Genomic DNA, 24,762 nt, shown 5'->3' on the forward strand with positions numbered 1-24,762 from the left:
ACCTCCCTCTGGCTTAAACTTTCATTAAAAAATGAAAAAGTTATTCATATTAGCCCTATTTTGGACCGCATTGTCTGTACATGCACAAACCCCCACTATCGTAGGCCGAGTAACCTGCAAAGGGAAACCGGTTGCCGGAGTCGTTCTCTCGGACGGTGAACAGGTTGTGAGAACTGATACTGACGGACGCTATGAAATGTGCTCGTCCAAACCTTGCGGATATGTATTTATGTCCATTCCAGGAGGTTATGAAGTGGTGTCTGATGGTTTGATTCCACGTTTTTTCGGATATACGACCCATTGTAGCACGGATGTGATTGATTTCCAACTTAAGAAACGGCACAATAACAACTTCACGCTTTTTGTTTCTGCAGACACTCATCTCAGGGGCGACCCTCAAGAACACGATCTACCTCAATTCCGCAAATGGTACCTGTCCGATATTTCGCATGAAATCGAAAGTACGAAAGGTCCGGTCTACTCGCTATTGCTGGGTGATATGACAACCGATATTATGTGGCACAAAAACGATTTTGCCTTGCGTAAGTATCTTGATGTGATGAAAACCTACCCTTCGTCCATTTTCCACATTCCAGGCAACCACGACAACGAACGGTTTATTCACTCGTCAATCCCTGATGCGCAGTGGGACAGCATTGCGCAACGTCCTTACCGACAAATCATCGGACCGAACTACTATTCGTTCAACCTCGGGAAAGTACATTTCGTCATGCTTGACAATATCATCGTTCGCAAAGGTGAATTGAGAAACAACAAACGCCCGTCTCGCAACGACTATCAACTCGACGAGCGGCAACTTCGGTGGTTGAGTCGGGATCTGGAAACCATTGACAACAACACGCCGCTAGTCGTTTGCATGCACGTGCCTATAGCCGACTGGACCGGAATTTCCGACAAGGGTATTCCCACATTTTCTGCCAGTGAAAATCAACAGGTTTTGTATACTCAGATCATGCCGTTGCTGACCCGGTTCGAGAATGTCCGCTTGTTAGCAGGACACAGTCACAGATTTATCAATATTCCTTTAACCAATCGTATTTTCCAGCACACCCTTGTTTCCGTTTCAGCCGTATCTTGGAAAATCAACGGCCCTGAAAGTCGATTGATTAGCGAAGACGGTTCTCCGGGAGGTTATCTGATATTGCATTATCGTGGGGACCGAGCCTGTTGGCAATTCAAGCCCAACGGCTACCGTGCTGACTGCAATCAGTTCCGCGTTTATGATCTGAACCGGGTGCCCGAAGAGTTTGGAGGGCAACCCGGCAGTAACCGTATCCTAATCAACGTTTATAATTGGGACGAACAATGGACAGTACGTGTACGTGAAAAAGGTCGCGATTTGACAGTCGAACAGATATGGGCCAAAGATCCCCTTTACATTCTTATCCGTCGGGATGCCCTGCCGACCCGTCCCACAGCTTTTCGGGCCGTTGCCAACCCGCACATGTTCTCGGTTAAAACATCATCTCCGAATACGTCACTCGAAGTGATTGTTACGGATCGGTTCGGACGCAAGTATCGCCAAATGATTAACCGTCCTAAAGATTTCGATTGGCAAATAGAGTAGTCCAGCATTTTGTCCGAATAATTTGACATAATAAATAATAATCCGTATCTTTATGAAAAATTACGATCAATGGAGATACTGAAACTGGACAAACACAATACCACTCTCGTTGACAGCGTCGAAGAGAGTCTGATCCGTTTCTTCAAGGAGAAAGGTTTGCGCCCGGGCAGCAGCATTCCCAACGAGATCGAATTGGCGGCAGCTTTGGGTGTCGGGCGTCCGGTTCTGCGCGAAGCGTTGAGCCGGTTCAAAATGACCGGCATGATCATCTCACGCACAAAAAAAGGAATGATTCTCGGAGAACCTTCCTTGCTCGGAGGCATGAAGCGTTGCATAAATCCATTACTGATGAATGAATCGACGCTACGCGATATTCTCGAATTCCGAGTTGCTCTTGAAATAGGCATCAGCAGTAATATTTTCAGAAACCTCACTCCGCAGGACATCGAAGAGTTAGAAGAGATCGTTGCAATGAGTCAAGTGATCGGCAACAATAAATATGCTCCGATCAGTGAACATCGCTTCCATACGAAGCTTTACGAAATCACGGGTAATCGCATCATCTCGGAGTTTCAAGATATCATCTATCCAGTCTTGGATTTCGTCAAAGAGAAATACCGTGACTTTTTCGAACCTATTGAACAGGAACTTATCCAGAAAAGCGAATTAGTTACTCACAGCCATCTGTTGGAATATATCAAGCGGGGAGATCTCGAAGGGTACAAGCATGCCATTGTCGAGCATTTTAAACTTTATACGATCTACCTCGAACGGTATAAAAAATAAAACACCGTACATAACCATTCTTGATGAGACAGGCTTTGCAAAGTCTTGTCAGGGGGTGGTTTATGTCGCACTATAACACACTCCGGGAAATTCCGGCTTATCACTACTAATCGGCTTGATATTTTCAGTTAATATGAAACCTTTATCTTTCAACACGTTGTATGGAAATTGGGCCACATTGCTGCTGGCAACAGACCGAACAGGGAGAATTGATTTCAGCAAACAAAGTTCCGAAATTGACATTCTGATCGCATCTAACCCGAACGGTATCTATTCCAATGGAACAGCTGGTGAATTCTACGCCCAGAATCTGGACGAATTTATCCGTGTAAACCAACTCTTATCCGAAAAATGCGAAAAGGGAGGAGTCGCTTATCAAATAGGAGTGAGTCATCCGTGTGCCCAGGAATCACTCGAACGGCTACGCCTCATTCGGGAGTTGTGTCCGGGAGCTGTACAAGTAATTCTCCCGGATTGGTTCCCTGTTAGTGATCGGGAAGGCATACGCTTTCTTGAAACAATGGCGGAAACAGCCGGCGATATTCCCCTCGTTCTATATAATCCTCCACATGCCAAACGGGAACTAACACCTTCGGAATGGGCTGTGTTCAAACGACGCATCCCCTCTTTGATCGGAGTCAAAACCAACGATCACAACTCTTCGCTCGAATGGTATAATCAGGTATCCATTCATGCTGTTGGCTTGTCGGTTTTCATTCCCGGACACCATTTGGCCACCGGACTCCGTCTAGGAGCATCCGGAGCCTATTCCAATGTAGCCTGTCTGAACCCATTCGCCGCACAACGCTGGTATGAACTGACGATTATTGATCCCGAAGGAGCTCTCGAATTGGAGAAGAGAATCCAGCGTTTCATGGATCTATGTATTACGCCGTTCATTTCACAGATGCATTATCCCAACCATGCTTGTGACAGATTCATGGCGTGCGTCGGCAATTGGGCAGATGTAGGCAGCAAACTGCGATGGCCGTATGATTCAATTCCAGAATCCTATATTGAACCGATCAGACAACAAGGACGATCCATTATTCCCGAATTTTTCAACCTGTAAACAGTATGAAATCCAACCTTATCCTGTCAATTCTACTGATTTTTTCCTCGACAGGCATTGCCGGTCAAGAGCTGATGCCGGTATTAAATAAAACAGTTTCTTCGCAAACGATTTACAAAAAAGGAGACAATGGTTTCGATACCTATCGTATTCCAGCCACCGTATTGACAACAAAAGGTACGATTCTGGCCTTTGCCGAAGCTCGAAAGCACAGTCGTAGTGACACGGGAGACATTGATCTTGTCTTACGACGTTCTACCGACGGAGGGCAGACATGGGGAGAAATCATCACTGTATGGGATGATGCGGACAATGTTTGCGGAAATCCGGCACCGGTTGTCGATCAAACAACGGGGCGTATTATTCTGCTTTCCACTTGGAACAATGGGGCGGATCATGAAAAAGATATTCATGCCCGGACATCCAAAGATACCAGAAGAGTTTTCGTACTGTATTCGGATGACGATGGATGTTCTTGGTCACAGCCTCGCGAAATCACGTCGTCCGTGAAACGAACGGATTGGACTTGGTATGCTACGGGTCCTTGCCATGCCATCCAACTCAAAAAGGGCAAACATAAAAATCGAATTGTGGTTTCTTGCAATCACGGGCTTTTCAAGAATGGGGAAAGCGCAGGATCCTATTCCCACCTAATTTATTCCGACGATCATGGGAATAGCTGGGCTATCGGTGGAGAAGGAGAACGGGATGGAAATGAAAGTACGGTTACAGAGCTCAAAAATGGAGATCTGATGCTCAACATGCGCGGTACTCGTCACAAGGGGAGAGCCAAGAATGAGTCATGCCGTTTAGTAGCTTTAAGTCATGACCAAGGGATAACACTCGAACCTCAACGTTACGATTGCTCCTTGATTGAACCCGTATGCAATGGAAGTATTATCAACTATTCACCCAAAGGGAAACTGACCCAAACATTGCTTTTTTCGAATCCTAATCACACGACTAAACGTAAGAATATGACCGTGAAAATAAGTAAGGACAACGGTAAAAACTGGCAAGTTGCATATCAGGTATGCGATACTCCGGCTGCTTACTCCGATATGGTTGTCTTGCCGGATGGAACAGTAGGTATTCTCTATGAGACTGGCAAAGAATCTTGCTATGAGCAAATAGAGTTTACGATCCTTCCTGCTGTATTGTTCAAATAAAAGTATAACCTGTAATTTCAATAAAAATTCCCATTTGTTGATAAATGGACTTTGGGTCGTGGTTCTGGTCGAGGAGAATGTCTCTTTTTTACCTGCTTTCTATTTATTTTATTCATATAGGATCTATCCTGTTTTCAAATATATTTGCTTTATGTATTGAAATTGTAATAATTGACTTTGGAGCATGTTCTTTATATTTGTATTGGCGCAAGTGTTCTTTCTAGCTATGCAGAATCGGGTGATTCAGTGAATATCGCTCGTCTCCAAATCGTTACCAGTCGGGAGACTGATCCTTGTAAATATCTTATATTCAGCGGATATTTGTAAGGTCTATGCCTTGCGGTGTGCGTCGAGAGATTCTTGCGGATGCCGCAGATGTCGGCCAGCTCCTTCAAGTAGGAGTTCATCTTCTGGTTGCTGCATACGGGGAGCAGCACGTCGTGCGTCTGACAGTAGGGGTGGTCCTTGTAACGGTCGAGGATCTTTTGCACTTCGTCGAGCAGCGGAATGTTGCACATGTTCATGGTCTTCTGACGCGCCTTGCGGATCCAGATCTTGCCGTGGATGTCCGCCACCAGATGCTCCGCCTTGAGCTGTTGCACGTCCGTAAAAGCCAGTCCCGTCAGACAGCAGAAACAGAAGATGTCGCGGACCTGCGCCAGCCGGGTGATGGTGATCTCCTTGTTGAGCAGCACCTTCAGCTCCTGTTTCTCGAGAAACTCGCGTTCGACCGGCTCGAAATGGAAGTGAATCTGGGCAAAGGGGGCCTTCTTCATCCATCCTTTGGCCAGCGCAATGCGGACAATCTTCTTGAAGTTCAGCAGGTACTTGGTGGTCGTGTTGTGGCAGCAGCGCCGGACGGTCTTGAGAAAAAACTCGAAGTCCTCGATAAACTGATTCGTGACCTCATCCAGATAGCAGTCCTCTTTCATATAGTTCTTTTGCAGGAACTCCTCGGTCAACCTTAGCGTGGTTTCGTAGCGGACCACCGTTGCCGGAGCGAGGCTGATTCCCGACAGCGCCCTGCACTTTTCGTTGTGGGCGCGGAAGACCTCCATCAGCGTATGACGGTCCGACTGCTCCTTGCCCAGATAGCGGTTCAGTATGATCTGGGCAGACACCTCTTTCTTGTCGAGTTCGAGATCCCTTTGAATCCGCAGAATGTTGGCGGAAATGGCGTCCAGGTACAGGTTCAAATCCTTTCCGCCGCGGCTTTTTTCGTTGGCTTTTCCTTTTGCCGAGTTCCAGGCGTGCGGCTCGATAAAGCGTTTGATCGAGGCGTCAGCACGTTCGTCTTCTATTGATCTGCGGGGTAGTGTGTTCGTTCAACTCCGACCGCTGCCGCCCATCAAGGTCACAGTTCGGGAGCCGTGGCCGGTAGTTATCCGAGAACCGGCCGACACGGTATGGAAAACACTACCGGCCGACATGGCAGAGATCATCGCCGATTACCTCCGGGAACGAGACTATCGCCTCGACTTCTCGACCGACACGACGAGCGTGTTCCTGGTCAATGCCACGGTCGGACGCAATCGGCTGCTCATCTGCTCCGTGAGGTATCCACCGTGTGGACGGTCTACAAAACCGTTATGCAGGAACCAAAGTGGTCTGTCGAGATTGAGGCTGTAGCTACCTTGCATAATCAGTGGGCCGGAGTTTCGGTCAATCGAAACTTCGGTCCCTCCTCTCTCTCCGGTGCGGCCGGATATGATCCGTTCCGCAAAGAACCTGTGTTCGAACTTCGCGGCCGACTCCCGCTATGGCGGAGCCGGCCGCAAAACTGATAGCTTATGGAAAACTTATTCGCGAAAATCAAAACCGCCTGCCTGACCGTGGTGGTCTGGCTTAACCAGTGGGCGAAAGACCATATCCTCCATTTTGCCGTGGCGGATAATATTGCCACGGTGTCCGGAATCATCCTGTCTTTCATCTTCGGATGGATCTTGTCGCCCGGATGGATCGCGGTGGCCGTGGTCTTCATTACGGCGGCGGCGATCCTTCTCAAAGATTGTTGGATCGACGACTCGGCCGACTGGCGGGACATCCTCGCCGGATTGATCGGACTTGCCTGGGCATTGCTCAAATTGTGGCTCTTCTGGCTTGCCATCGTTCTCGCTCGATGATCCGCCAAGAAAAAGCCCCGGCCGAAAGGCCGGGGCGCTCTCTTTATAGATGAGCTGTCAAACAAATACTACAAAGAGAGAGAGGATAATTCTGATCCCAAACGGTGCAACGCTTCCTCGATTCGTTTCACCTGGGCCTCCCGGGGTTTCGATTTCCCGTGGGCGTAACTCCAAAGCTGTTTGGGGTTGATCCCGGACAACCTCCCCAGCGCGGCCGGGGTGATGATCCCGGCGTAATACTGGAGGAGCGATTGGGTGTCGAACTTATACACGATCTCATACTCCCCATCGAGCCATTCCGGGTATTGGTAGCCGTCTTCGCGGCTCGATTCGACAAAATGCCGGATGGATTGTTTCAGGTCTTCTTTGGCCGCTTCGGCTGTATCTCCCATGCCGGAAAACATTTCGTCGGTGCAATAGGCGCTGAATCCGCCGTCGCTGTTCTTTTCGATAATAGCTGTAATCTGTTTCATCTTATACTCCTTTCTCCCGGTTTCGGGCCCCCCCCCCTCGGGTTTTTTCGGGAGGGGCCTATTTCAGCCCCATCTCCCGTTTGATTTTCTTTTCAAGCCCGGTACCCACCTCTTTGCCTCCGTGAAACGGAACCGGGTACCTAACTCCGTTTTTCTCATAAATCACGTGGCTACCGCTCTGTCGCACGATCCGCCATCCGTTTGCGAGAATCAATTTTTGTAGCTCGCTCGATTTCATTGCAGTATTTGTTTGACAGCACAAAGATAGATAAATTTCTATTGTTTGCAAAATATTCAATAGATATTTTTCTATTATTTTACAGATCACCTCTGTAATTACGAAGCGCCGGATTCGCCTTCTTGACTTCACGCGGGGTATAGGCGTCCGTAATCTGGAGGGAGGAGTGTCGTGCCTGTTCCTTGACGGATAGGGCGTCGAGTCCGGCCCGAAGCATCGCTGTGATTCCCGAATCTTTCAGCGAATAGAATTTGTATTCAATGGGGAAATGCAGTGCCGGTGCGACGACATTTTTCCAGTAGTCCCGGTAATCCCTTTCGCTGCAGTATTCGGCTCCGGGGCGGAATCCCTCCGAGAAGATGTAGAACGAACTGGGTGCCGAGAAATAACCCAGATCGATCATCAGTTCGAGAATCTGAACGGGGATCGTCACGCTGGCCGACTTCTTGTTCTTCGAGATCGAGGCGTCGATATAGACGGTTTGCTTGGCCACGCTGATGTCAGCCAGGCGCAGCTTCGCAATCTCGCGGGGACGGATCAGCAGGTAGTGCAGGAAATAGCATACCAGCAAGAAGGGGCGGTTGTTTGCCTGGAGCCAGTCATGCAGCCGCTTCATGTCCTCCGGCGCGATCCCCGTGCGTTGTTTCTGAACGACTGCTTTCCGAAGGTTCTGCAGCCCGGCCGTCGGACGGTCCTTCAAATACAGGTGCTGGACGAGGAAGGTGCTGAATGATCGGAGGAACGCCAGCGCGTTGTTCCGGGTCGATGGGGAACTTTTCCGTTCCAAGTAGACATAATCAAGGAAGCGGACGCAGAATGTCCGGTCGAACTGATAGACATAGCGGATCGGGATTTTCCTATTGTTCCACTTTTCGAGCATCCCCGCAAAACTCATGTAGCAGTGGTGGGTAGTCTGTCGGTGAACACCGTCGTTGAGCAGCTTCGTGATGTGCCGTCGATAGTGGGAGAGGGCGTCCTCGAATAGTTTGTAGCAGTTGTCGGCCTCCGCCTCGACCCACGGGTTCCAACCCGATTCGAGTTGCACTGAAAGACGGTGGCATACCTGGGTCGCATAGCGACGTTTTTGTGCCGCCGTGCCGACCGAGTTGATCTTGATGCGCTTGCGCCGCATTTCGCCCCTTGCCGGGTCGAAGGCGTAGAAACTGATATACCAGCAGGAGCCGGTATGCAGCCGTGGATAGGTGTACGAGAGAATTTCGTCGAGCGCTTTGCTTCGCGCGCTTCTGACAAGCAACATTTTTTTACATTTTCGCGCCAGACTGGGCAAAAATGTATACCACTGATTTTTCAGACCTTACCGCAGTAGTACGGAGAAAACGTACTGTCCCGTTTCTGTCCCGCTTGTTTTTTGGAAAACGCCCGCAACTTGTTGATAATCAACAGATTGCGAGCGTCGGAGTGGAGAATACGAGATTCGAACTCGTGACCTCTTGCATGCCATGCAAGCGCTCTAGCCAGCTGAGCTAATCCCCCATTGCGGTTGCAAAGATAAGCGGATTTTTTTAATTCCCACAAATTTTCCGCAGAAAAATGCCGATTTTTTTGCGGATTTTCCTGGGTTTATGTGTAAGTTTCTGATTGCCAGTTTGCTGATAGCAACCCGGCGTCTCTGCTGTCCGGTTGTCCATTTCCTCCCTGGGGTCAATCCTTGCGAATCCCGTATCTTCTACCGCCCCCGGCGAGCCTATTCGAAGCGGGTCAACTCCTCGGGTAGGTGCGGCGTCGCTCCCTCGCACGTGCAGACATAGGCCGAAACCGCTACGCCCCGCGCATGGGCCGTCGCTATGTCGCAGCCGTGGAGCCACGCCGCGCAGAAGCCCGCCGTAAACGAATCGCCGGCTCCGACCGTATCGGCCACCTTGACCTTCGGCGTTGTGAGATCCGAACGCCCTCCGTCGTAGAAGACGTGGCTGCCACGGCTGCCGCACGTGAGAATTGTGGCCCGCAGACCGTAATCGACGCGCAGCCGTTCGGCGATCTCGCAGATATCCTCCGAGGCGATGCCCAGCATCCGTGCGACGATGACGGCCTCCTCGTCGTTTATCTTCAGTACGTTGCACCGGCGCAGTGACTCCGTGACCACCTCCCGCGAGTAGAACTGCTGGCGCAGGTTGATGTCGAAGACCCGGAGCGCCTCGCGCGGTGCCTCGTCAAGCAGCGTCGTGATCGTCCGCCGCGACTCCTCGCTGCGCTGGGCCAGCGACCCGAAGCAGATGCAGCGCGCCGTACGAGCCATCGTGCGGAGCGCCTCGGTGCAGGGGATGTGGTCCCACGCCACGTCGGTGAGAATCCGGTATTGCGGGATTCCCTCCGCGTCGAGCGTCACCTCCACACGTCCCGTAGGGTAGTCCACCTGTGCCAGTTCGGCCTTCAGTCCCCGCTCGGCAAAGTTGCCGAGAATGGCTTCGCCGTCCGCATCCTTGCCTACGGCGCTGACGGCCCGGGCATCGTAGCCGAACTGCGCCATGTGCCAGGCAAAGTTGGCCGGGGCGCCGCCGATCTTGCGTCCTTCGGGTAGCATGTCCCAAAGCACCTCGCCCAATCCGATGATGCATTCGTTTTTCATGACTTTTCGTTCTGTTGGTTTCTCTGCGATTGTTTTTCGTACGACGGCCGGACCCTCCGCTGGGGAGAATCCGGCCGCATCCTTTTTTTGTCGTCGGGCTATTTCACCTCCCAGGTGGCTCCCGAGTGCAGCAGATCGTCGACACAGTGGATCTTGCTCGAGGCCTTGACCTCCTCGACCTGACGCTCCACGGCCCGGTCGTAGACCGTGTCGTCCTCCACGGCGCGGATCACGCCCAGCGCCACCGGGTAGTCCGGGTATTTCATCGCCGCCAGCATCATGTGCAGCGTCGTGTCGCGCTCGTGGGCGTCGTGCGTCAGGATGTCGTCCAGCGTGTAGCCGTCCTGGCCCACCGTAACGACCTTCAGCTTCATGTTCTCGAAGACCAGACCCTTCTCCTTATTGGCGCCGAAGAGCATCTTCTCGCCGTGGCGCAGCACGACCGTATGCTCGGCGCGCGTGGCCTTGTCACCGGCGTAGGCGGCGTGGGTCTTGTCGTTGAAGATCACGCAGTTCTGCAGCGCCTCGACCACCGACATGCCCTTGTGCTTGGCCGCCTCGACCAGGCACTCCTTCGTCAGCTGGACCTCCATGTCGACCGTGCGGGCGAAGAACGTCCCCTTGGCGCCGATGACCAGTTCGCCCGGGGTGAAGGGTTTCTCGACCGTTCCGTAGGGCGAGGTCTTCGTGATCTTGCCCAGCTTCGAGGTGGGGGAGTACTGGCCCTTGGTCAGGCCGTAGATCTCGTTGTTGAAGAGGATGACGTTCAGGTCGACGTTGCGCCGGATGGCGTGGATGAAGTGGTTGCCGCCGATGGCCAGCGAGTCGCCGTCGCCTGTGGCCACCCAGACCGACAGCCGCGGGTTGGCCACCTTGACGCCCGTTGCCACGGCATTGGCGCGTCCGTGTATGGAGTGGAAACCGTAGGTCTTCATGTAATAGATGAAGCGCGACGAGCATCCGATACCCGACACGAAGGTGAAGAGGTTGTGGGGCGTATCGAGGGCGTCCGCCACCTCGGGCAGGGCGCGCTGTACGGCATTCAGAATGGCGTGGTCGCCGCATCCCGGGCACCAGCGTACCTCCTGGTCGCTTTTGAAATCGGCGGGGGTATATTTGAAGTCTGCCATGGCGTTATTTCAGTAAGGATTCGAATTTTTCTTTCAGCTCGACCACCGTGAAGGGTTGGCCTTCGCACTTGTTGTACTGTTCGTAGCGGAACTCCTGGAAGTTCTGGCGCAGGTAGTTGGCAAATTGCCCTTCGTTGAGCTCGCAGACCACGATGCGGCGGAACCGTGCGAAGATTTCGCGCACGCCGTGGGGCAGCGGGTTGATGTAGTTGAAGTGGCACAGCGAAACCTTGTGGCCTTCGCGACGCATCTCGTCGACGGCGTTCTGAAGGTGTCCGCGCGTTCCACCCCAGCCGACGACGAGCAGTTCACCCTCCTGATCGCCCCAGACCGTTTGTGCGGGAATGTCGTCGACGACCTTGGCCACCTTGGCGGCACGCGTGTCGACCATCTTCTGGTGGTTGGCCGGGTCGTGGGAGATGCTGCCCTTGACGGCATCCTTCTCCAGACCGCCGACGCGGTGTTCGAGTCCCACCTTGCCCGGGAAGGCCCAGCCGCGGGCCAGCTGTTCGTTGCGCACGTAGGGCATGAAGCCGCCCTCGGGTGCCACGTCGACGATCGGCGGGCAGATCTTCGGATAGTCCTTCATCGAGGGGATGCGCCACGGTTCGGAACCGTTGGCGATGAAGCCGTCGGTGAGCAGCACCACGGGGGTCATGTGTTCCATGGCCAGACGTCCGGCCTCGAAGGCGTAGTGGAAGCAGTCGCTCGGCGACGAGGCGGCCACCACGATCACCGGACACTCGCCGTTGCGGCCGTAGAGGGCCTGCATCAGGTCGCTCTGTTCGGTCTTGGTCGGCAGACCCGTCGAGGGTCCGCCGCGCTGTACGTCGACCACGACGAGCGGCAGCTCGGTCATCACCGCCAGCCCCAGTGCCTCGCTCTTGAGCGAAAGGCCCGGGCCCGAGGTGGTCGTCACGGCGAAGTTGCCCGCAAAGGCGGCACCGATGGCCGTGCAGATGCCGGCGATCTCGTCCTCGGCCTGAACGGTCTTCACGCCGAGATCCTTGCGTTTGGCCAGCTCCTCGAGGATCACCGTGGCCGGCGTAATGGGGTACGAGCCGCAGAACAGCGGCAGTCCGGCCTTCTCGGCGGCGGCGCACAGACCCCAGGCCGTGGCGACGTTGCCGTTGATCGAGCGGTAGGTTCCCTTCTCGCGTGCGGCGGGTGCCACGGTGTAGTTGCTGGCGAACAGGTGGGTATTGGCGGCGTAGTTGTATCCGGCCTTGATGGCGAGTTTGTTGGCCTCGGCCACGGCCGGGTTCTTCTTGGCGAATTTCGTGTCCAGATAGCGCAGGGCATACTCCTCGGGGCGGTCGAAGAGCCAGAAGCAGATGCCCAGGGCAAACATGTTCTTGCACTTGGTGACGGCCTTGTTGTCCAGCCCGGTCTCCTTGAGGGCCTCGCGCGTCATCGAGGTGATGTCGGGCATCACGACGTTGTACTCGTCCAGACCGAGTTCGGCCAGCGGATCGAGGGTCTTGAAGCCCGCCTTTTTGAGGTGCTCCTCGGTGATGGAGTCGCCGTCGATGATGACCGTAGCTTCGGGTTTCAGCCATTTGCGGTTGGCCTTCAGGGCGGCGGGATTCATCGCCACCAGCACGTCGCAATAATCACCGGGGTTGATTTCGCGGTGATCGCCGAAGTGGACCTGGAAACCGGAGACGCCGGCTACGGTGCCTTGCGGAGCGCGGATTTCGGCCGGATAGTCCGGGAAGGTCGAGGTTCCGTTGCCCAGCAGCGCCGAGGTGTCGGAGAAGAGCGTACCCGTGAGCTGCATGCCGTCGCCCGAATCTCCGGAGAATCGAATGACCACATCCTGCAACTCCCTCACGTTGGAATGTTCCATGATTTTTGGTTTCAGATTAGTGTAATGGGTGAACAAGTTTTGACAAATATATAAAATAAATTGGCAAAACAGCTGCCGAATGGAAGTTTTTTAAGAATTTTTATGCGTTTTCGGGGAATTGTCCGGGACTGATTTGGTTAAGAATCACCTTTTTCAAGGTTCGTATGCTGCTCTTTTGTTATGAAAATGGCGGATTGAGGCTTCAGATCGAAAGACAGGTTAGTTATTAAAAATTTTTTCAAACCGATGGGCCTTCCGTCTGGATTTTGCTTGCCGGAAGACGGATTTCGGAGAGGAACAGCTGGTTCGGGATGGGGATGAGGAAGCGGATCCGCAATCGAGTCACGAGTGTTTGAGACCGGGCAGGGAGATGACCGGCTGACTCCGGAGCGTCGTGGTCGGGGCGTGCCTGTTGCGGGAGATTGGCCGAGGTGGCAGTCTGGATTCCCAGATGGATGACCGGGACCGGGCGGTGGCTGACCGGGGCAAGAGATGCTGGCTGACTCCGGGGGCATGGTTGGGGGGGGCGTGCGTGGTGTGGAAGATTGGCCCGGAGCGGCAGTTTGGCCCGGGACGGATGTGGTGGGAACGGTAGTTCGGAGCTCGGAAAGAATTGGTTCCGTGTGGGCGCATCTGCCGGGGCCACACAAAAAAACGCCTTCCCCGTGCAGGGAAGGCGTTGCGTACGTGTCGATCGTATCCGGCCGCTTATTTGGGCTGCTTGCCGATGTAGGCCAGAATACCGCCGTCGACGTAGAGAATGTGGCCGTTGACGAAGTCCGAAGCCTCCGATGCCAGGAAGACGGCCGGACCCATCAGGTCCTCGGTCGTACCCCAGCGGGCTGCCGGCGTCTTGGCAACGATGAAGGCGTCGAACGGATGACGCGAACCGTCCGGCTGACGCTCGCGCAGCGGTGCGGTCTGCGGGGTGGCGATATAGCCCGGGCCGATACCGTTGCACTGGATGTTGTATTCGCCGTACTCCGAAGCGATGTTGCGGGTCAGCATCTTCAGGCCGCCCTTGGCTGCGGCGTAGGCCGATACGGTCTCACGGCCGAGTTCGGACATCATCGAGCAGATGTTGATGATCTTGCCGTGGCCCTTCTTGATCATCGAGGGGATGACGGCCTTCGATACGATGAACGGACCGTTGAGGTCGATGTCGATCACCTGGCGGAAATCCTTGGCGCTCATCTCGACCATCGGGATGCGCTTGATGATGCCGGCGTTGTTGACCAGAATGTCAATGACGCCGACCTCCTTTTCGATCTGGGCAACCATGGTATTGACCTGCTCCTCGTTGGTCACGTCGCAGACATAGCCCTTGGCGTCGACGCCTTCAGCCTTGTACGAGGCGAGGCCCTTGTCGACGAGCTCCTGTTTGATGTCGTTGAAGACGATCTTGGCGCCCTGGCGGGCGAAGGCCGTAGCGATGGCGAAGCCGATTCCGTAAGAGGCACCCGTTACGAGTGCTACCTTACCTTCCAATGAAAAGTTTACCATTTTTTTACTTGGTATTAGATGGGTTGATTGGTTTGTTGTTTTTTGTGGGGTGGTGGGGTGGTGTCGCCTCGGAGTCTCTCCGGTGCAAGAGTCGGTGCAGGTGGCTGGTTTCTCTCTCCGCTTTCTCTCTCACTTCCAGCCTCCGGACTCGGTCCTCGTGTCAGACTCCGGTTCCCGCCCGGTATCCGGCTTGGTCCCTATTCGGAGTCCGCCCGGTCCTTGGCCCTTAGCTTTGTTTCTGCCTCCTGCCTGTTTCTGCCTGTTTCTGCCTGATCCTCCTTCCTGGTCCTGCACGGCCCCTCCCCTCTCGGCCCCGGGGTTATTTGAGGTCGGTGATCTTCGAGAAGTCCTGATCGCCGTAGTCGAGGTTCTCACCGCCCATACCCCAGATGAAGGTGTAGTTGTGGGTGGCGGCGGCGCTGTGGATCGACCACTCGGGCGACAGTACGGCCTGCTCGCCCTTCATCCAGATGTGGCGCGTCTCGTCGATCTGGCCCATCAGGTGGCAGACGGCGTGCTCCTCGGGTACCTCGAAGTAGAAGTAGGCCTCCATGCGGCGCGAGTGTACGTGGGCCGGCATGGTGTTCCAGACGCTGCCCGGAAGCAGTTCGGTCATACCCATCTGCAGCTGGCAGGTGGGGAGCACCTGGCTGACAATCATCTTGTTGATGTTGCGGTCGTTCGAACCTTCGAGCGAACCCATGTGGGCCACGACGGCGTTCTCCTTGGTGACCTTCTTGTCGGGGTAGGCGCAGTGGGCGGTCGTCGAGTTGAAGTAGAACTTGGCGGGATTCTTGGGGTCCTTGCTCGTGAAGGTGACCTCACGGTCGCCGCGGCCCAGGTAGAGGGCCTCCTTGTAGTTGAGTTCAAAGGTGGCGTCGCCGGCCTTCACCACGCCGGGGCCTCCGACGTTGAAGATACCCATTTCGCGGCGCGTCAGGAAGTAGGGGGCCTTCAGCGGATCGATGGCCTCGAGCTTGAGGGTCTCGTTGACGGGCATGGCGCCGCCCACGATCATGCGGTCGTACATCGAGTAGACCATGTTGACTTCGTCGGCTGCGAAGACCTTTTCGATCAGAAAGTCGCGGCGCAGACGGGCCGTGTCGTAATGCTTGGCATCTTCGGGATGCGCTGCATAGCGGATTTCGTAATTGGTTTTCATGGAATATATTGAAAATTAATACTTTGTATGCGAATCTCGCGAAATTGGGCGCCAAATCCGAAATTGGCTGACCAATTGTCGCTTCGGCAAAGATAATAAAAAAATCGGAATAGACCGCTTTGAATACGAAATAATTCGGGCGGAATGTCCGCCGTTTATCGAATGGAGTTCATGCGGATGCTGGCCTTGACCAGCGCGATGGCGCGGATGCGCGAAATCTCGACCTCCTTGTCGGCGTGATGGGGGTTCTGGCTGACGAGTTTGACATAACCCGGACGGTCGGATTTCTGGATGTATTTCACGGTGACATACTCCTCGCCGTCGATGTCGATCGACAGCAGGTACATGTCCCCCCAGAAGACGTCGTCGATGTTCTTGAGCTGTTTGTAGAGGACGATGTCGCCGCTCTTGAGCAGCGGGTACATCGAGTCGCCGACAATGTAGATGGCTCCGTCGCACTTCGGCAGGTTGGGGATGTGGATGTAGTTGACGGGCTTCATCTGGTGCTGGTCGGTAAACAGCGGTACGAGCCCGGCCGTCCCCTCGATCGAGTAGAGGGGGACACTCTGTAGCGGCAGCGAATTGTCCGTGCGGTGCATGTAGGCTGTCAGGTCGGGTTCGGCATTGAACATCTTGCCCGTGCCGGTTTCGAGCCACTCCGGGTTGACGTTCAATTCCTGAACCAGGATGTTGCGGTTGCGCGACGAGAGTCCCGCCTTGCCGGTCTCGATCATCGAAAGGGCTGCCTTGCCGATTCCAAGTCGCTGAGCCAGCTGCTCTTGCGTCATTCCGAGCTGTTTCCGTATCAGTTTTACCCGTTCGTTCATGGCTTTTGATCAAAAAAATTGATATAAAATTTTTGAACTTTGCGGTACAAAATTCAAATTTTGAACCTATCTTTGTGGAGCAAAGTTAAACAATTTATTCTCTTCTGCAAAGAATTTTGCAAAAAAAGCTTCATTATCAATGATGTATTCGGTATCAACGGAACTTTACGAGGAGGTGGTCACGCGTTTGGCGGAGGCCATCGGCGGCGGAAGTTACTTTTCGGGAAGCCTGACGTTCGACCGGGAGGGCATCGAGTGCCGGCTGACGGCCTCGGTGATCGTCTACCGGCGGCGGGAGAGCTATCCGGAAGGGGATCGGGATGCGATTGCGGATCTGGTGCCCGTCTGGTGGGAGTTCCACACTACGGGCCCGGAGGGCGAAATGCTGAACGACTTCACGTTTTCCGAGGTGCGGGCACTCTTCTGAGCCCCCCGTACGGCTCCGGACCGCCAATCCCGGGCGCGGCGCCGCCCGCCGGAGCCTCAGGCAATCTTTCACCGGGATCGAGGACCCGCCCGTCGCGGCGCCGCCAGCACCGGGTCCCGACCTTACGAAAAAACTGTTCACATGGTTAAAAAAACCGAATCGGTCTCTGCGGGAGTCTCTCCCGCAGAGATTTTTGTTCCCGACATCGGGGAGTTGTGCTTTCCCGGAGCGGCCGAGCCCCCTTCGTTCACGGAGTTCGCCCTGGGGGTCTATCCGTTTCTCGAACTGCAGCCCTTTCACCGGGTCTACTACCGCGTGCTGGAGGCCTTTGCCCGGGGGCGGGTGCGCCGTCTCATGGTGACGATGCCCCCGCAGCACGGCAAGAGTGTCGGCTCCACGACGCTGCTGCCGGCCTACATGCTGGGACTGGATCCCGATCTGCGGGTGGCGATCGCCTCCTATTCGGGGTCGCTGGCCTCGAAGTTCAACCGCCTCGTGCAGCGCATCCTCGACTCGCGCGAGTACGGGGCCTTCTTCCCTGCGACCTGCATCAAGCAGGGGTTCAAACCGCCCGGCTACATCCGCACCTCGGAGGAGGTCGAGGTGATCGACCACCGGGGCGGGCTGCTTTCGGTCGGACGCGAGGGTTCGCTGACGGGCAACCGCGTCGACTGCTTCATCCTGGACGACCTCTACAAGGATGCCATGGAGGCCAATTCGCCGCTGGTGCGGGCCAACTGCTGGGAGTGGTACACGTCGGTGGTGCGGACGCGCATGCACAACGCCTCGCGCGAACTGATCGTCTTCACGCGCTGGCACGAGGAGGATCTCATCGGGACGCTCTTGCGGCGCGAACCGGTTGAGGAGCTCCGCACGTGGGCCCAGCTCGAGCGTCCGTCGGCCGACGGGTGGCTCCACCTGAACTTCGAGGCGCTGAAGGCCTCGCCCGCAACGGAACTCGACCCGCGGCAGCCGGGCGAGGCACTCTGGGAGACGCAGCACGGCGCCACGCTGCTGGCTGCCAAGCGGCGGTTGGATCCCGTGCAGTTCGAGGCGATGTACCAGGGTCACCCGACCGTGCGCGAGGGGTTGTTGTACGGGCTGAACTTCACGGAGTACGACGAACTGCCCCACGAGATCGTCCGCCGCGCCAACTACACCGATACGGCCGACACGGGCGACGACTACCTCTGTTCGATCTCCTATGCGGTCGATGCGGACGGGGTGATCTACGTGACGGACGCCGTCTATTCGCGGGCGCCGATGGAGGAGACCGAGCCGCTGGTGGGGGATCTGCTCGTGCGCTCGGGGACGCGGCAGGCCCTCATCGAGAGCAACAACGGTGGGCGGGGTTTTGCCCGGGCCGTGCAGGCGCTGGCTCCGGATGTGCGGGTGGAGTGGTTTCACCAGAGTGCCAACAAGGAGGCGCGCATTCTGTCGAATGCCGCCACGGTGCTCCATCTGGTGCGGTGGCCGCGGGGATGGAACCTGCGCTGGCCCGACCTCTACGCCCATCTGACGACCTATCGGCGCAAGTTCCGCTCCAACCGCTGGCACGATGCGGCGGACGTCGTGACGGGAATCGTCGAGCACGAGGTGGTGGATCGCAGCCGCAAGAGGCTGCGCGGTGTCCGCTTCGCGTAGGCCGGGGACGGTTTGTCGGCGGGGAGGCTGTCAGCGAGGTCGTTGTCAGCGGGCCGTAGCCAGCCGGGGGCATCGGGTTTGTTGTCGACGGGATGCAGGCGGAGCCTGCGGAGGGTTGCCGGCAGAACGCGAGATGGAAGCGGCAGGGGTGTCATCGGCAGGGGTGTCATCGGCAGGATGCAGACGGTGGTCGTCTCGCCGGTTCCTGAAGGCACGGGCCTTTGGCCGCTTTCGCGAACGAAGAGACCCGGCACCTGTCGGGTGCCGGGTCTGAGGGGAGGGGTGTGCCGCCGCCGGAAACGGAAAGTCCCGCCTTCTGTCGGACGGAGGCGGGCCATGATGTCATGCGCAGAGACTGTTGTCTACAGCTCTTCGAGACGGGCCACGGGCGAGACGTCGAGCGAGGCGAACTCGCCGTTGCGGTAGTGGAAGTAGCCGGCCATGGCGATCATGGCGGCGTTGTCGGTCGTGAACTTGAACTCGGGCAGGAAGGTCCGCCAGCCGCGGCGCCGTCCGGCCTCCGTGATGCCGTTGCGCAGTCCGGAGTTGGCCGAGACGCCTCCGCCGGCCGCAATGTCACGGATGCCCATATCCTTCGAGGCGCGGATCAGCTTGTCGAGCAGGATTTCGACGATCGTGGCCTGCAGCGAGGCGCACAGGTCGACCTTGTTTTTCTCGATGAAGTCGGGGTCCTGGGCCACGGCGTCGCGTAGCGTGTAGAGGAACGAGGTCTTCAGACCCGAGAACGAGTAGTCGTAGCCGTCGACATGGGGATGGGCGAAGCGGAAGGCCTTGGGGTTGCCCTCCTTGGCCAGACGGTCGATCACCGGGCCGCCCGGATAGGGGAGTCCCATCACCTTGGCGCACTTGTCGAAGGCTTCGCCGGCGGCGTCGTCGATCGTCGTGCCGATGATCTCCATCTCGAGCGGGGAGTTGACGCGCACGATCTGCGTGTGGCCGCCGCTGACCAGCAGACACAGGAACGGAAAACCGGGGTGGGGCAGCTGCCGGTCCGGAAGGTCGATGAAGTGCGAGAGGATATGCCCCTGGAGGTGGTTGACCTCGACCATCGGGATGTTGCGGGCGATGGAGAGCCCCTTGGTGAAGGAGACGCCCACCAGAAGCGATCCCAGCAGACCGGGACCGCGCGTGAAGGCAATGGCGTCGATCTCCGAGGCCGTGAGTCCGGCTTCGCGCAGGGCAGTGTCCACCACCGGGATGATGTTCTGCTGATGGGCGCGGGAGGCCAGTTCGGGAATGACGCCGCCGTACTTCATGTGTACGGCCTGCGAGGCGATGACGTTCGAAAGCAGGACGTTGTTGCGCAGGACGGCTGCCGAGGTGTCGTCGCACGAGGATTCGATGCCGAGAATTGTAATATCCATCCGGTTTTTTCGCTGTTATTTTAACTTTTTCGCTAACTTTGCCAGTTATAACGGTGTTCCGATGCGCAAAGGTATAAAAATATTGGGAATGGTGTTCTCGGCGGCGGTTTTGTTGCTGATAATTCTTCCCCTGGGGCTGTCGCTGCTGCTGGATATCCGCTCGGTGCAGAACTTCGTCGTGGACCGTCTGGCCGAGCTGGTGTCGCGGCGGCTGGAGACCACCGTTTCGATCGACCACGTGGACATCGGACTCTTCTCGCGGATCCGTGTCGACGGTTTCTATGTCGAGGACTATCAGCGCGATACGCTCTTCTATGTCGGCCATCTGAACACCTATGTCACCAGCCTGGGGCTGTTGGGCGGCGGGCTGGAGTTCAGCCGCGGCGAGATTGCCGATGCGCGGCTCTACCTGCGTCAGACCCCCTCGGGCGAGATGAACATCAAGCAGGTCGTCAACCGCATCTCCGACCCCGACCGCGAGAAGAAGGGCAACTTCCGGCTGCGGCTGCGCAAGGCCTCGATCGACGGCATGGAGCTCTGTCTGGAGCGCCTCGACCGCCGCGATCCGGAGTTCGGCATCGATTTCGCCCACATGCATCTCTGCGACATGACAGCCTTCGTCGAGGATTTCACCATCGACGGCCAGGCCATCTATACCTCGATCGAACGCCTGGCGGCCCGCGAACGGAGCGGCTTCGAACTCGAACGCCTCTCGGGACGCTTCTACATGACGCAGGGGTGTCTGGGATTCGAGGATACGGAGATCCGCACCCGCCGGTCGGATATCCACATCCCCTACATCTCGCTCGTGGGCAATTCGTGGAACGAGTACCGCGACTTCGTCAACGAGGTGCGGATCGACGCGGCGCTCCGCGATTCGAAGGTCTCGTCGGACGACATCGCCTGGTTTGCCCCCTCGCTGCGCGACTGGCACGTCGACTTCTCGGAGGCCGATCTCGACTTGACGGGTACGGTGGCCGACTTCACGGGGCGGATCCGCCGTCTGACCCTCGACCGTGAGACGCATCTGGCGGCCGAACTGGCCGTCCGCGGTCTGCCCGAGATCCGCACGACGCGTTTCGACATCACGCTCTCGCGGCTGCAGTCGACGGCCGAGGCCCTCGACCGCCTTTCGTGGTCCATTGCCCGAAGCGGCCTTCCGGAACAGGTGGCCTCGGTGGTCGGGAATTCGGGGCGTTTGGACCTCGAGGGACGCTTCGTCGGACGCCTCTCGGCCTTCGACATGCGTCTGGGGGCCGCCACCGGTGTGGGCAAGGTCTCCTGCTCGCTGGAGATGGCTCCCCTCAGGCGGGGCATGAGCTCGATCCGCGGACGGGTCGAGACGCGCAACTTCCGGCTGGGCGAACTGCTCGGACGCGAGGAGCTGCTGGGTGACGCCTCGCTCACGGCCCGCATCGACGGCATGATCGGCCGGGGCATTGCCGATGCCAACATCGCGGGCACGGTCGCCGATCTGGGCTTCAACGGCTACGTCTACGACTCGCTGCGGCTCGACGGCCGGCTCCGCAACCGCGAATTCGACGGCCGGATCGCGGCCCGCGACCCCAATCTGGATTTCGATTTCTTCGGCAAGGTCGATTTCAACGATACGGTTCCCAACTACGACTTTTCGCTCGATCTGCGTCATGCCGACCTGGCCCGGCTGCAGATCAACCAGCGCGATTCGGTGTCGCGGCTCTCGGCCTTTCTGGAGGCCAACGCCAGCGGACGCTCGCTCGACGACCTGAACGGTTCGATCCGCGTCTCGGACGCCCGTTACCGCTACAACGACAAGGAGGTCACCGCCGCGCAGATCGACGTGCGCGGTGAAAACTCGGCCGACAGCAAGTTCGTCGAACTGCGTTCGGACTTTGCCGACGCCACCTTCCGTTCGAAGACCAGCTACCGCACCGTCTTCGAGTATCTGCGGCGGAGCGCCTGGCGCTATCTGCCGATTCTGGGGCGCGGCGAGCCGGCGGCCGACTCCGTGGCGCGCAAGACGGCCGTGGCCAACGACTTCTCGCTGCTGTCGGTCAACATCCACAACTTCAATCCGGTGGCCGATGCCGTGGCCGCGGGGCTTCAGATTGCCGACGGAGCGTCGATGCAGCTGCTCTTCAATCCGGCCAGCGACCAGTTCTCGCTCAAGGCCTCGGCCGAATACATCGAACGGCGGCGGATGCTGGCCACGCGCCTCTCGGTCAATGCCCTGAACCGGGGCGATTCGCTGGCCCTCTACGCCTCGGCCGAGGACCTCTATGCCGGGATCCTGCACCTGCCGCAGCTCTCGCTCACGGGCGGCGCCAAACAGGGCCGTGTGGAGCTTTCGGCGGGATTCAACGATACGACGCGCCGGACTTCGGGCCTGATGGGGCTCCGGGCCCGGGTGGCCGACGAAAACGGCCCCAACGGCCGCGTGGTCGAACTTCATATCCAGCCTTCGCACATCACGCGCGGCGACAAGACCTGGCAAATCTTCGCCCGTCGCATCCAGCTCGATACGGCGCGGGTCGATATCGACCACTTCGTCGTGATGAACGACGAGCAGGAGCTGCTCCTGGACGGCATTGTCTCGCGCAGCCGCGAGGATTCGCTGACCCTGTCACTGCGCAACTTCGACCTGGGGCCCTTCACGCAGGTGGCCGAACGCATGGGCTACTACATCGAGGGGCGTACGAACGGACGGGCGACGATGAAATCGGTGCTGCGCGGTGCCGAGGTGACGGCCGACATCCTGCTCGACAGCGTCGAGGTGAACGACATCCCGGCACCGCCCATGCGGCTGGCCTCGCGCTGGGACTTTGCCCGCAACCGGGCCGGCGTGACGGTCACCAACCGCCTGAAACGCGATACGCTCGTGCGGGGCTTCTACGCTCCGACGCGCAGCCGCTACTATGTGCGGATGGATGTCGACAGCCTCGACATGGGGCTGCTCGATCCGCTGCTCTCGGGGGTGATCTCCTCGACCGAGGGGCTGGCTTCGGCCGATCTGGTGTTGCAGGGGCAGGGCCGCGAGGCCGATCTGGAAGGTGAGATCCGCGTGTCGGGGCTCCGCACGACGGTCGACTTCACGCGGGTGACCTACGCCATGCCCGAGGCGCTGCTCACGGTGCACGACAACCGCTTCCAGGCCGCCAACGTCCCGGTCTACGACCCGCAGGGCAACCGCGGCCGTTTCGACTTCGATCTGAATCTCGAACACCTGTCGAACATCTCCTACGACGTGCGGGTGGCCCCGCAGCGGATGCTCGTGCTCAATACGACGGCCGAGGACAACGACCTCTTCCACGGACGGGTCTACGCCACGGGCATGGCCCGCATTGCGGGCAACAAGGGCTCGGTGGACATGGACATTACGGCCTCGACGGACGAGAATTCGTCGTTCGTCATGCCGTTGTCGAGCCGTTCGAACATCTCGAGTGCCGATTTCGTACGTTTCGTGCAGCCGCGCAGGATCGACTCGCTGGATGATGTGGCGCGGCGCAAACTCTTGTTCGAGCGCCGGCGGCGCCAGGAGTTCAACGCCGGCAGCAGCATGAACATCAACATGGCGCTTGACGTGCGGCCCAATGTCGAGATGGAGCTCGACGTGGCGGGCAATACGGTGCGCGGACGCGGCGCCGGGGCGCTGAACCTCGAGATCAATCCCCGCGAAAACCTCTTCATGATCAACGGCGACTATACGATCGAGGAGGGAACGTTCCTGCTCTCGCTGCAACAGATCATCAACAAGCGCTTTACGATCGAGAGCGGATCGTCGATCCAGTGGACCGGTTCGCCGATGGAGGCGCAGCTCAACATCGACGGCATCTACAAGGTCAAGGCGTCGCTGCAGCCGCTGCTGCAGGGGACGTCGGAGAATCTGGGCGGCGACCGTTCGGTGCCGGTCGAGTGTGTGATCCACCTGGGCGAGTCGCTTTCGAACCCGAGCATCACGTTCGACGTGCGCGTGCCGGGGTCGGATCCCGAGACGGCGGCCGTGGTGGCCAGTGCGCTGTCGACCCCCGAGACGGTCGACACGCAGTTCCTCTACCTGCTGCTCTTCAACAGCTTCATGTCGGAGAGCACGTCGCAGTCGTCGTCGAACATCGGCAGTTCGGTCTCGGCGGCCACGGGGCTGGAGTTCGTCTCGAACATGGTGAGCACGTGGCTCTCGTCGTCGGACTACAACGTGGTGATCCGCTACCGGCCCAAGTCGGAGCTGACGAGCGACGAGGTGGACTTCGGTCTGTCGAAGAGCCTGATCAACAACCGCCTCTTCGTCGAGGTCGAGGGCAACTACCTGATCGACAACAAACAGGCGGTGAACAACAATACGATGTCGAACTTCATGGGCGAGGCCTACATCACCTACCTGATCGACCGCGCCGGGACACTCAAGCTGAAGGCCTTCACGCAGACGATCGACCGTTTCGACGAGAACCAGGGTCTGCAGGAGACGGGCATGGGCGTCTACTTCAAGGAGGATTTCGACAATCTGCGCGACCTGCGCGACCGGATCCGGGAGCGCTTCACCAACAAGCGCCGCAAGGCGCGCCGGATGGCGCGTCGCACGCTGCGCGAGGCCAGGAAGGCGGAGCAGCGGGCCTGCGAGGAGGCAGCCGAGGCGTCGGAGCGCGCGAAGGAGTCCGCAACGGCCCCGGACAAGGCGGAGGAGGGGCCGCAGCCGTTCAGCCTTGCGGAGCCGCTCTACGAGGAGGACCCCTCGCCGGAGAAGATCGAAAAACCTGCCGTTCAGGCGGGGGACAGCGTGCGGCGCCGCATCAAAAAGGAGCATTCAATCAAGTAAAACACCAATA

19 protein-coding genes and 1 tRNA gene are annotated in these 24,762 nt (G+C 57.4%); 8 read left to right on the forward strand and 12 right to left on the reverse strand.

What is annotated here, in order from left to right; genetic code table 11:
• Positions 1–31: 31 nt before the first annotated feature.
• The 4 genes from B5E60_RS01370 (at position 32) to B5E60_RS01385 (ending at position 4,615) form a co-directional block, all read left to right on the forward strand.
• Positions 32–1,588 (forward strand): calcineurin-like phosphoesterase C-terminal domain-containing protein, encoded by a 1,557-nt coding sequence (locus B5E60_RS01370; RefSeq protein WP_087309105.1) that lies wholly within the window; start codon positions 32–34, stop codon positions 1,586–1,588.
• Between the two features lie 69 nt (positions 1,589–1,657).
• Positions 1,658–2,374, forward strand: coding sequence for a FadR/GntR family transcriptional regulator (locus tag B5E60_RS01375; protein ID WP_087309106.1), 717 nt, complete (start codon positions 1,658–1,660; stop codon positions 2,372–2,374).
• 133 nt (positions 2,375–2,507) lie between these two features.
• Positions 2,508–3,446: a dihydrodipicolinate synthase family protein gene (locus tag B5E60_RS01380; protein WP_087309107.1), complete on the forward strand. Its 939-nt coding sequence runs from the start codon at positions 2,508–2,510 to the stop codon at positions 3,444–3,446.
• Positions 3,447–3,451: 5 nt separating this feature from the next.
• Positions 3,452–4,615, forward strand: coding sequence for a sialidase family protein (locus B5E60_RS01385; RefSeq protein ID WP_087309108.1), 1,164 nt, complete (start codon positions 3,452–3,454; stop codon positions 4,613–4,615).
• 224 nt (positions 4,616–4,839) lie between these two features.
• Here the strand turns inward: B5E60_RS01385 and B5E60_RS01390 are convergent, their stop codons facing one another.
• Positions 4,840–5,916 carry a site-specific integrase gene (locus tag B5E60_RS01390; RefSeq protein WP_087309109.1) on the reverse strand — a complete coding sequence of 359 codons (1,077 nt, stop codon included), beginning with the start codon at positions 5,914–5,916 and terminating at the stop codon, positions 4,840–4,842.
• 489 nt (positions 5,917–6,405) lie between these two features.
• Here B5E60_RS01390 and B5E60_RS01395 point away from each other — a divergent pair, with 489 nt between their 5' ends.
• Complete coding sequence (locus B5E60_RS01395; RefSeq protein ID WP_087309110.1) at positions 6,406–6,738, forward strand: hypothetical protein; 333 nt, start codon at positions 6,406–6,408, stop codon at positions 6,736–6,738.
• A 68-nt stretch (positions 6,739–6,806) separates the two neighbouring features.
• On the opposite strand, the gene B5E60_RS01400 is transcribed toward B5E60_RS01395, so the two are convergent.
• The 10 genes from B5E60_RS01400 to B5E60_RS01445 all read right to left on the reverse strand — a co-directional run bounded on the left by B5E60_RS01400 (position 6,807) and on the right by B5E60_RS01445 (position 16,507).
• Entirely contained in the window at positions 6,807–7,211 is a 405-nt protein-coding gene (locus B5E60_RS01400; RefSeq protein ID WP_087261692.1) for a type II toxin-antitoxin system HicB family antitoxin, read from the reverse strand.
• Between the two features lie 58 nt (positions 7,212–7,269).
• The gene (locus B5E60_RS01405; RefSeq protein ID WP_087309111.1) at positions 7,270–7,449 is read right to left on the reverse strand and encodes a type II toxin-antitoxin system HicA family toxin; all 180 of its coding nucleotides are present in this window, start codon (positions 7,447–7,449) and stop codon (positions 7,270–7,272) included.
• A gap of 79 nt (positions 7,450–7,528) precedes the next feature.
• Positions 7,529–8,707 carry a tyrosine-type recombinase/integrase gene (locus B5E60_RS01410; protein WP_087309112.1) on the reverse strand — a complete coding sequence of 393 codons (1,179 nt, stop codon included), beginning with the start codon at positions 8,705–8,707 and terminating at the stop codon, positions 7,529–7,531.
• Between the two features lie 162 nt (positions 8,708–8,869).
• Positions 8,870–8,943 (reverse strand) — tRNA-Ala (locus B5E60_RS01415).
• Between the two features lie 211 nt (positions 8,944–9,154).
• Positions 9,155–10,036 carry a carbohydrate kinase family protein gene (locus B5E60_RS01420; protein WP_087309113.1) on the reverse strand — a complete coding sequence of 294 codons (882 nt, stop codon included), beginning with the start codon at positions 10,034–10,036 and terminating at the stop codon, positions 9,155–9,157.
• Between the two features lie 98 nt (positions 10,037–10,134).
• On the reverse strand, positions 10,135–11,166 hold the full coding sequence (locus tag B5E60_RS01425) for a 2-oxoacid:ferredoxin oxidoreductase subunit beta (protein ID WP_087309114.1): 1,032 nt from the start codon (positions 11,164–11,166) through the stop codon (positions 10,135–10,137).
• Between the two features lie 4 nt (positions 11,167–11,170).
• On the reverse strand, positions 11,171–13,015 hold the full coding sequence (locus B5E60_RS01430) for a 2-oxoacid:acceptor oxidoreductase subunit alpha (protein ID WP_087309115.1): 1,845 nt from the start codon (positions 13,013–13,015) through the stop codon (positions 11,171–11,173).
• A gap of 708 nt (positions 13,016–13,723) precedes the next feature.
• The gene (locus B5E60_RS01435) at positions 13,724–14,518 is read right to left on the reverse strand and encodes a gluconate 5-dehydrogenase (RefSeq protein WP_087309116.1); all 795 of its coding nucleotides are present in this window, start codon (positions 14,516–14,518) and stop codon (positions 13,724–13,726) included.
• 319 nt (positions 14,519–14,837) lie between these two features.
• Positions 14,838–15,680, reverse strand: coding sequence for a 5-dehydro-4-deoxy-D-glucuronate isomerase (kduI, locus tag B5E60_RS01440; protein ID WP_087309117.1), 843 nt, complete (start codon positions 15,678–15,680; stop codon positions 14,838–14,840).
• Positions 15,681–15,835: 155 nt separating this feature from the next.
• Positions 15,836–16,507, reverse strand: a complete 672-nt coding sequence (locus tag B5E60_RS01445) for an XRE family transcriptional regulator (RefSeq protein ID WP_087309118.1) — start codon at positions 16,505–16,507, stop codon at positions 15,836–15,838.
• A gap of 139 nt (positions 16,508–16,646) precedes the next feature.
• On the opposite strand from B5E60_RS01445, the gene B5E60_RS01450 reads away from it, so the two are divergent.
• Both B5E60_RS01450 and terL read left to right on the forward strand, forming a co-directional pair.
• Positions 16,647–16,934 carry a hypothetical protein gene (locus B5E60_RS01450; RefSeq protein ID WP_087309119.1) on the forward strand — a complete coding sequence of 96 codons (288 nt, stop codon included), beginning with the start codon at positions 16,647–16,649 and terminating at the stop codon, positions 16,932–16,934.
• Positions 16,935–17,075: 141 nt separating this feature from the next.
• Complete coding sequence (gene terL, locus B5E60_RS01455) at positions 17,076–18,578, forward strand: phage terminase large subunit (RefSeq protein WP_087309120.1); 1,503 nt, start codon at positions 17,076–17,078, stop codon at positions 18,576–18,578.
• Between the two features lie 362 nt (positions 18,579–18,940).
• On the opposite strand, the gene tsaD is transcribed toward terL, so the two are convergent.
• Positions 18,941–19,963 carry a tRNA (adenosine(37)-N6)-threonylcarbamoyltransferase complex transferase subunit TsaD gene (gene tsaD, locus B5E60_RS01460; RefSeq protein WP_087309121.1) on the reverse strand — a complete coding sequence of 341 codons (1,023 nt, stop codon included), beginning with the start codon at positions 19,961–19,963 and terminating at the stop codon, positions 18,941–18,943.
• 61 nt (positions 19,964–20,024) lie between these two features.
• Between tsaD and B5E60_RS01465 the strand changes: the two genes are divergently transcribed.
• Positions 20,025–24,752, forward strand: a complete 4,728-nt coding sequence (locus tag B5E60_RS01465; protein ID WP_087309122.1) for a translocation/assembly module TamB domain-containing protein — start codon at positions 20,025–20,027, stop codon at positions 24,750–24,752.
• Positions 24,753–24,762 lie beyond the last annotated feature (10 nt).

It is taken from the genome of Alistipes sp. An116 (assembly GCF_002161005.1).
In the GTDB taxonomy this organism is placed as follows: Bacteria; Bacteroidota; Bacteroidia; order Bacteroidales; family Rikenellaceae; genus Alistipes; species Alistipes megaguti.

Bases quoted from the DNA above. Each gene is read 5' to 3' on its own strand.
- B5E60_RS01370 (WP_087309105.1), top strand. From the start codon at position 32: ATGAAAAAGTTATTCATATTAGCCCTATTTTGGACCGCATTGTCTGTA.
- B5E60_RS01375 (WP_087309106.1), top strand. From the start codon at position 1,658: ATGGAGATACTGAAACTGGACAAACACAATACCACTCTCGTTGACAGC.
- B5E60_RS01380 (WP_087309107.1), top strand. From the start codon at position 2,508: ATGAAACCTTTATCTTTCAACACGTTGTATGGAAATTGGGCCACATTG.
- B5E60_RS01385 (WP_087309108.1), top strand. From the start codon at position 3,452: ATGAAATCCAACCTTATCCTGTCAATTCTACTGATTTTTTCCTCGACA.
- B5E60_RS01395 (WP_087309110.1), top strand. From the start codon at position 6,406: ATGGAAAACTTATTCGCGAAAATCAAAACCGCCTGCCTGACCGTGGTG.
- B5E60_RS01400 (WP_087261692.1), bottom strand. From the start codon at position 7,211: ATGAAACAGATTACAGCTATTATCGAAAAGAACAGCGACGGCGGATTC.
- B5E60_RS01405 (WP_087309111.1), bottom strand. From the start codon at position 7,449: ATGAAATCGAGCGAGCTACAAAAATTGATTCTCGCAAACGGATGGCGG.
- B5E60_RS01410 (WP_087309112.1), bottom strand. From the start codon at position 8,707: ATGTTGCTTGTCAGAAGCGCGCGAAGCAAAGCGCTCGACGAAATTCTC.
- B5E60_RS01420 (WP_087309113.1), bottom strand. From the start codon at position 10,036: ATGAAAAACGAATGCATCATCGGATTGGGCGAGGTGCTTTGGGACATG.
- B5E60_RS01425 (WP_087309114.1), bottom strand. From the start codon at position 11,166: ATGGCAGACTTCAAATATACCCCCGCCGATTTCAAAAGCGACCAGGAG.
- B5E60_RS01430 (WP_087309115.1), bottom strand. From the start codon at position 13,015: ATGGAACATTCCAACGTGAGGGAGTTGCAGGATGTGGTCATTCGATTC.
- B5E60_RS01435 (WP_087309116.1), bottom strand. From the start codon at position 14,518: ATGGTAAACTTTTCATTGGAAGGTAAGGTAGCACTCGTAACGGGTGCC.
- kduI (WP_087309117.1), bottom strand. From the start codon at position 15,680: ATGAAAACCAATTACGAAATCCGCTATGCAGCGCATCCCGAAGATGCC.
- B5E60_RS01445 (WP_087309118.1), bottom strand. From the start codon at position 16,507: ATGAACGAACGGGTAAAACTGATACGGAAACAGCTCGGAATGACGCAA.
- B5E60_RS01450 (WP_087309119.1), top strand. From the start codon at position 16,647: ATGATGTATTCGGTATCAACGGAACTTTACGAGGAGGTGGTCACGCGT.
- terL (WP_087309120.1), top strand. From the start codon at position 17,076: ATGGTTAAAAAAACCGAATCGGTCTCTGCGGGAGTCTCTCCCGCAGAG.
- tsaD (WP_087309121.1), bottom strand. From the start codon at position 19,963: ATGGATATTACAATTCTCGGCATCGAATCCTCGTGCGACGACACCTCG.
- B5E60_RS01465 (WP_087309122.1), top strand. From the start codon at position 20,025: ATGCGCAAAGGTATAAAAATATTGGGAATGGTGTTCTCGGCGGCGGTT.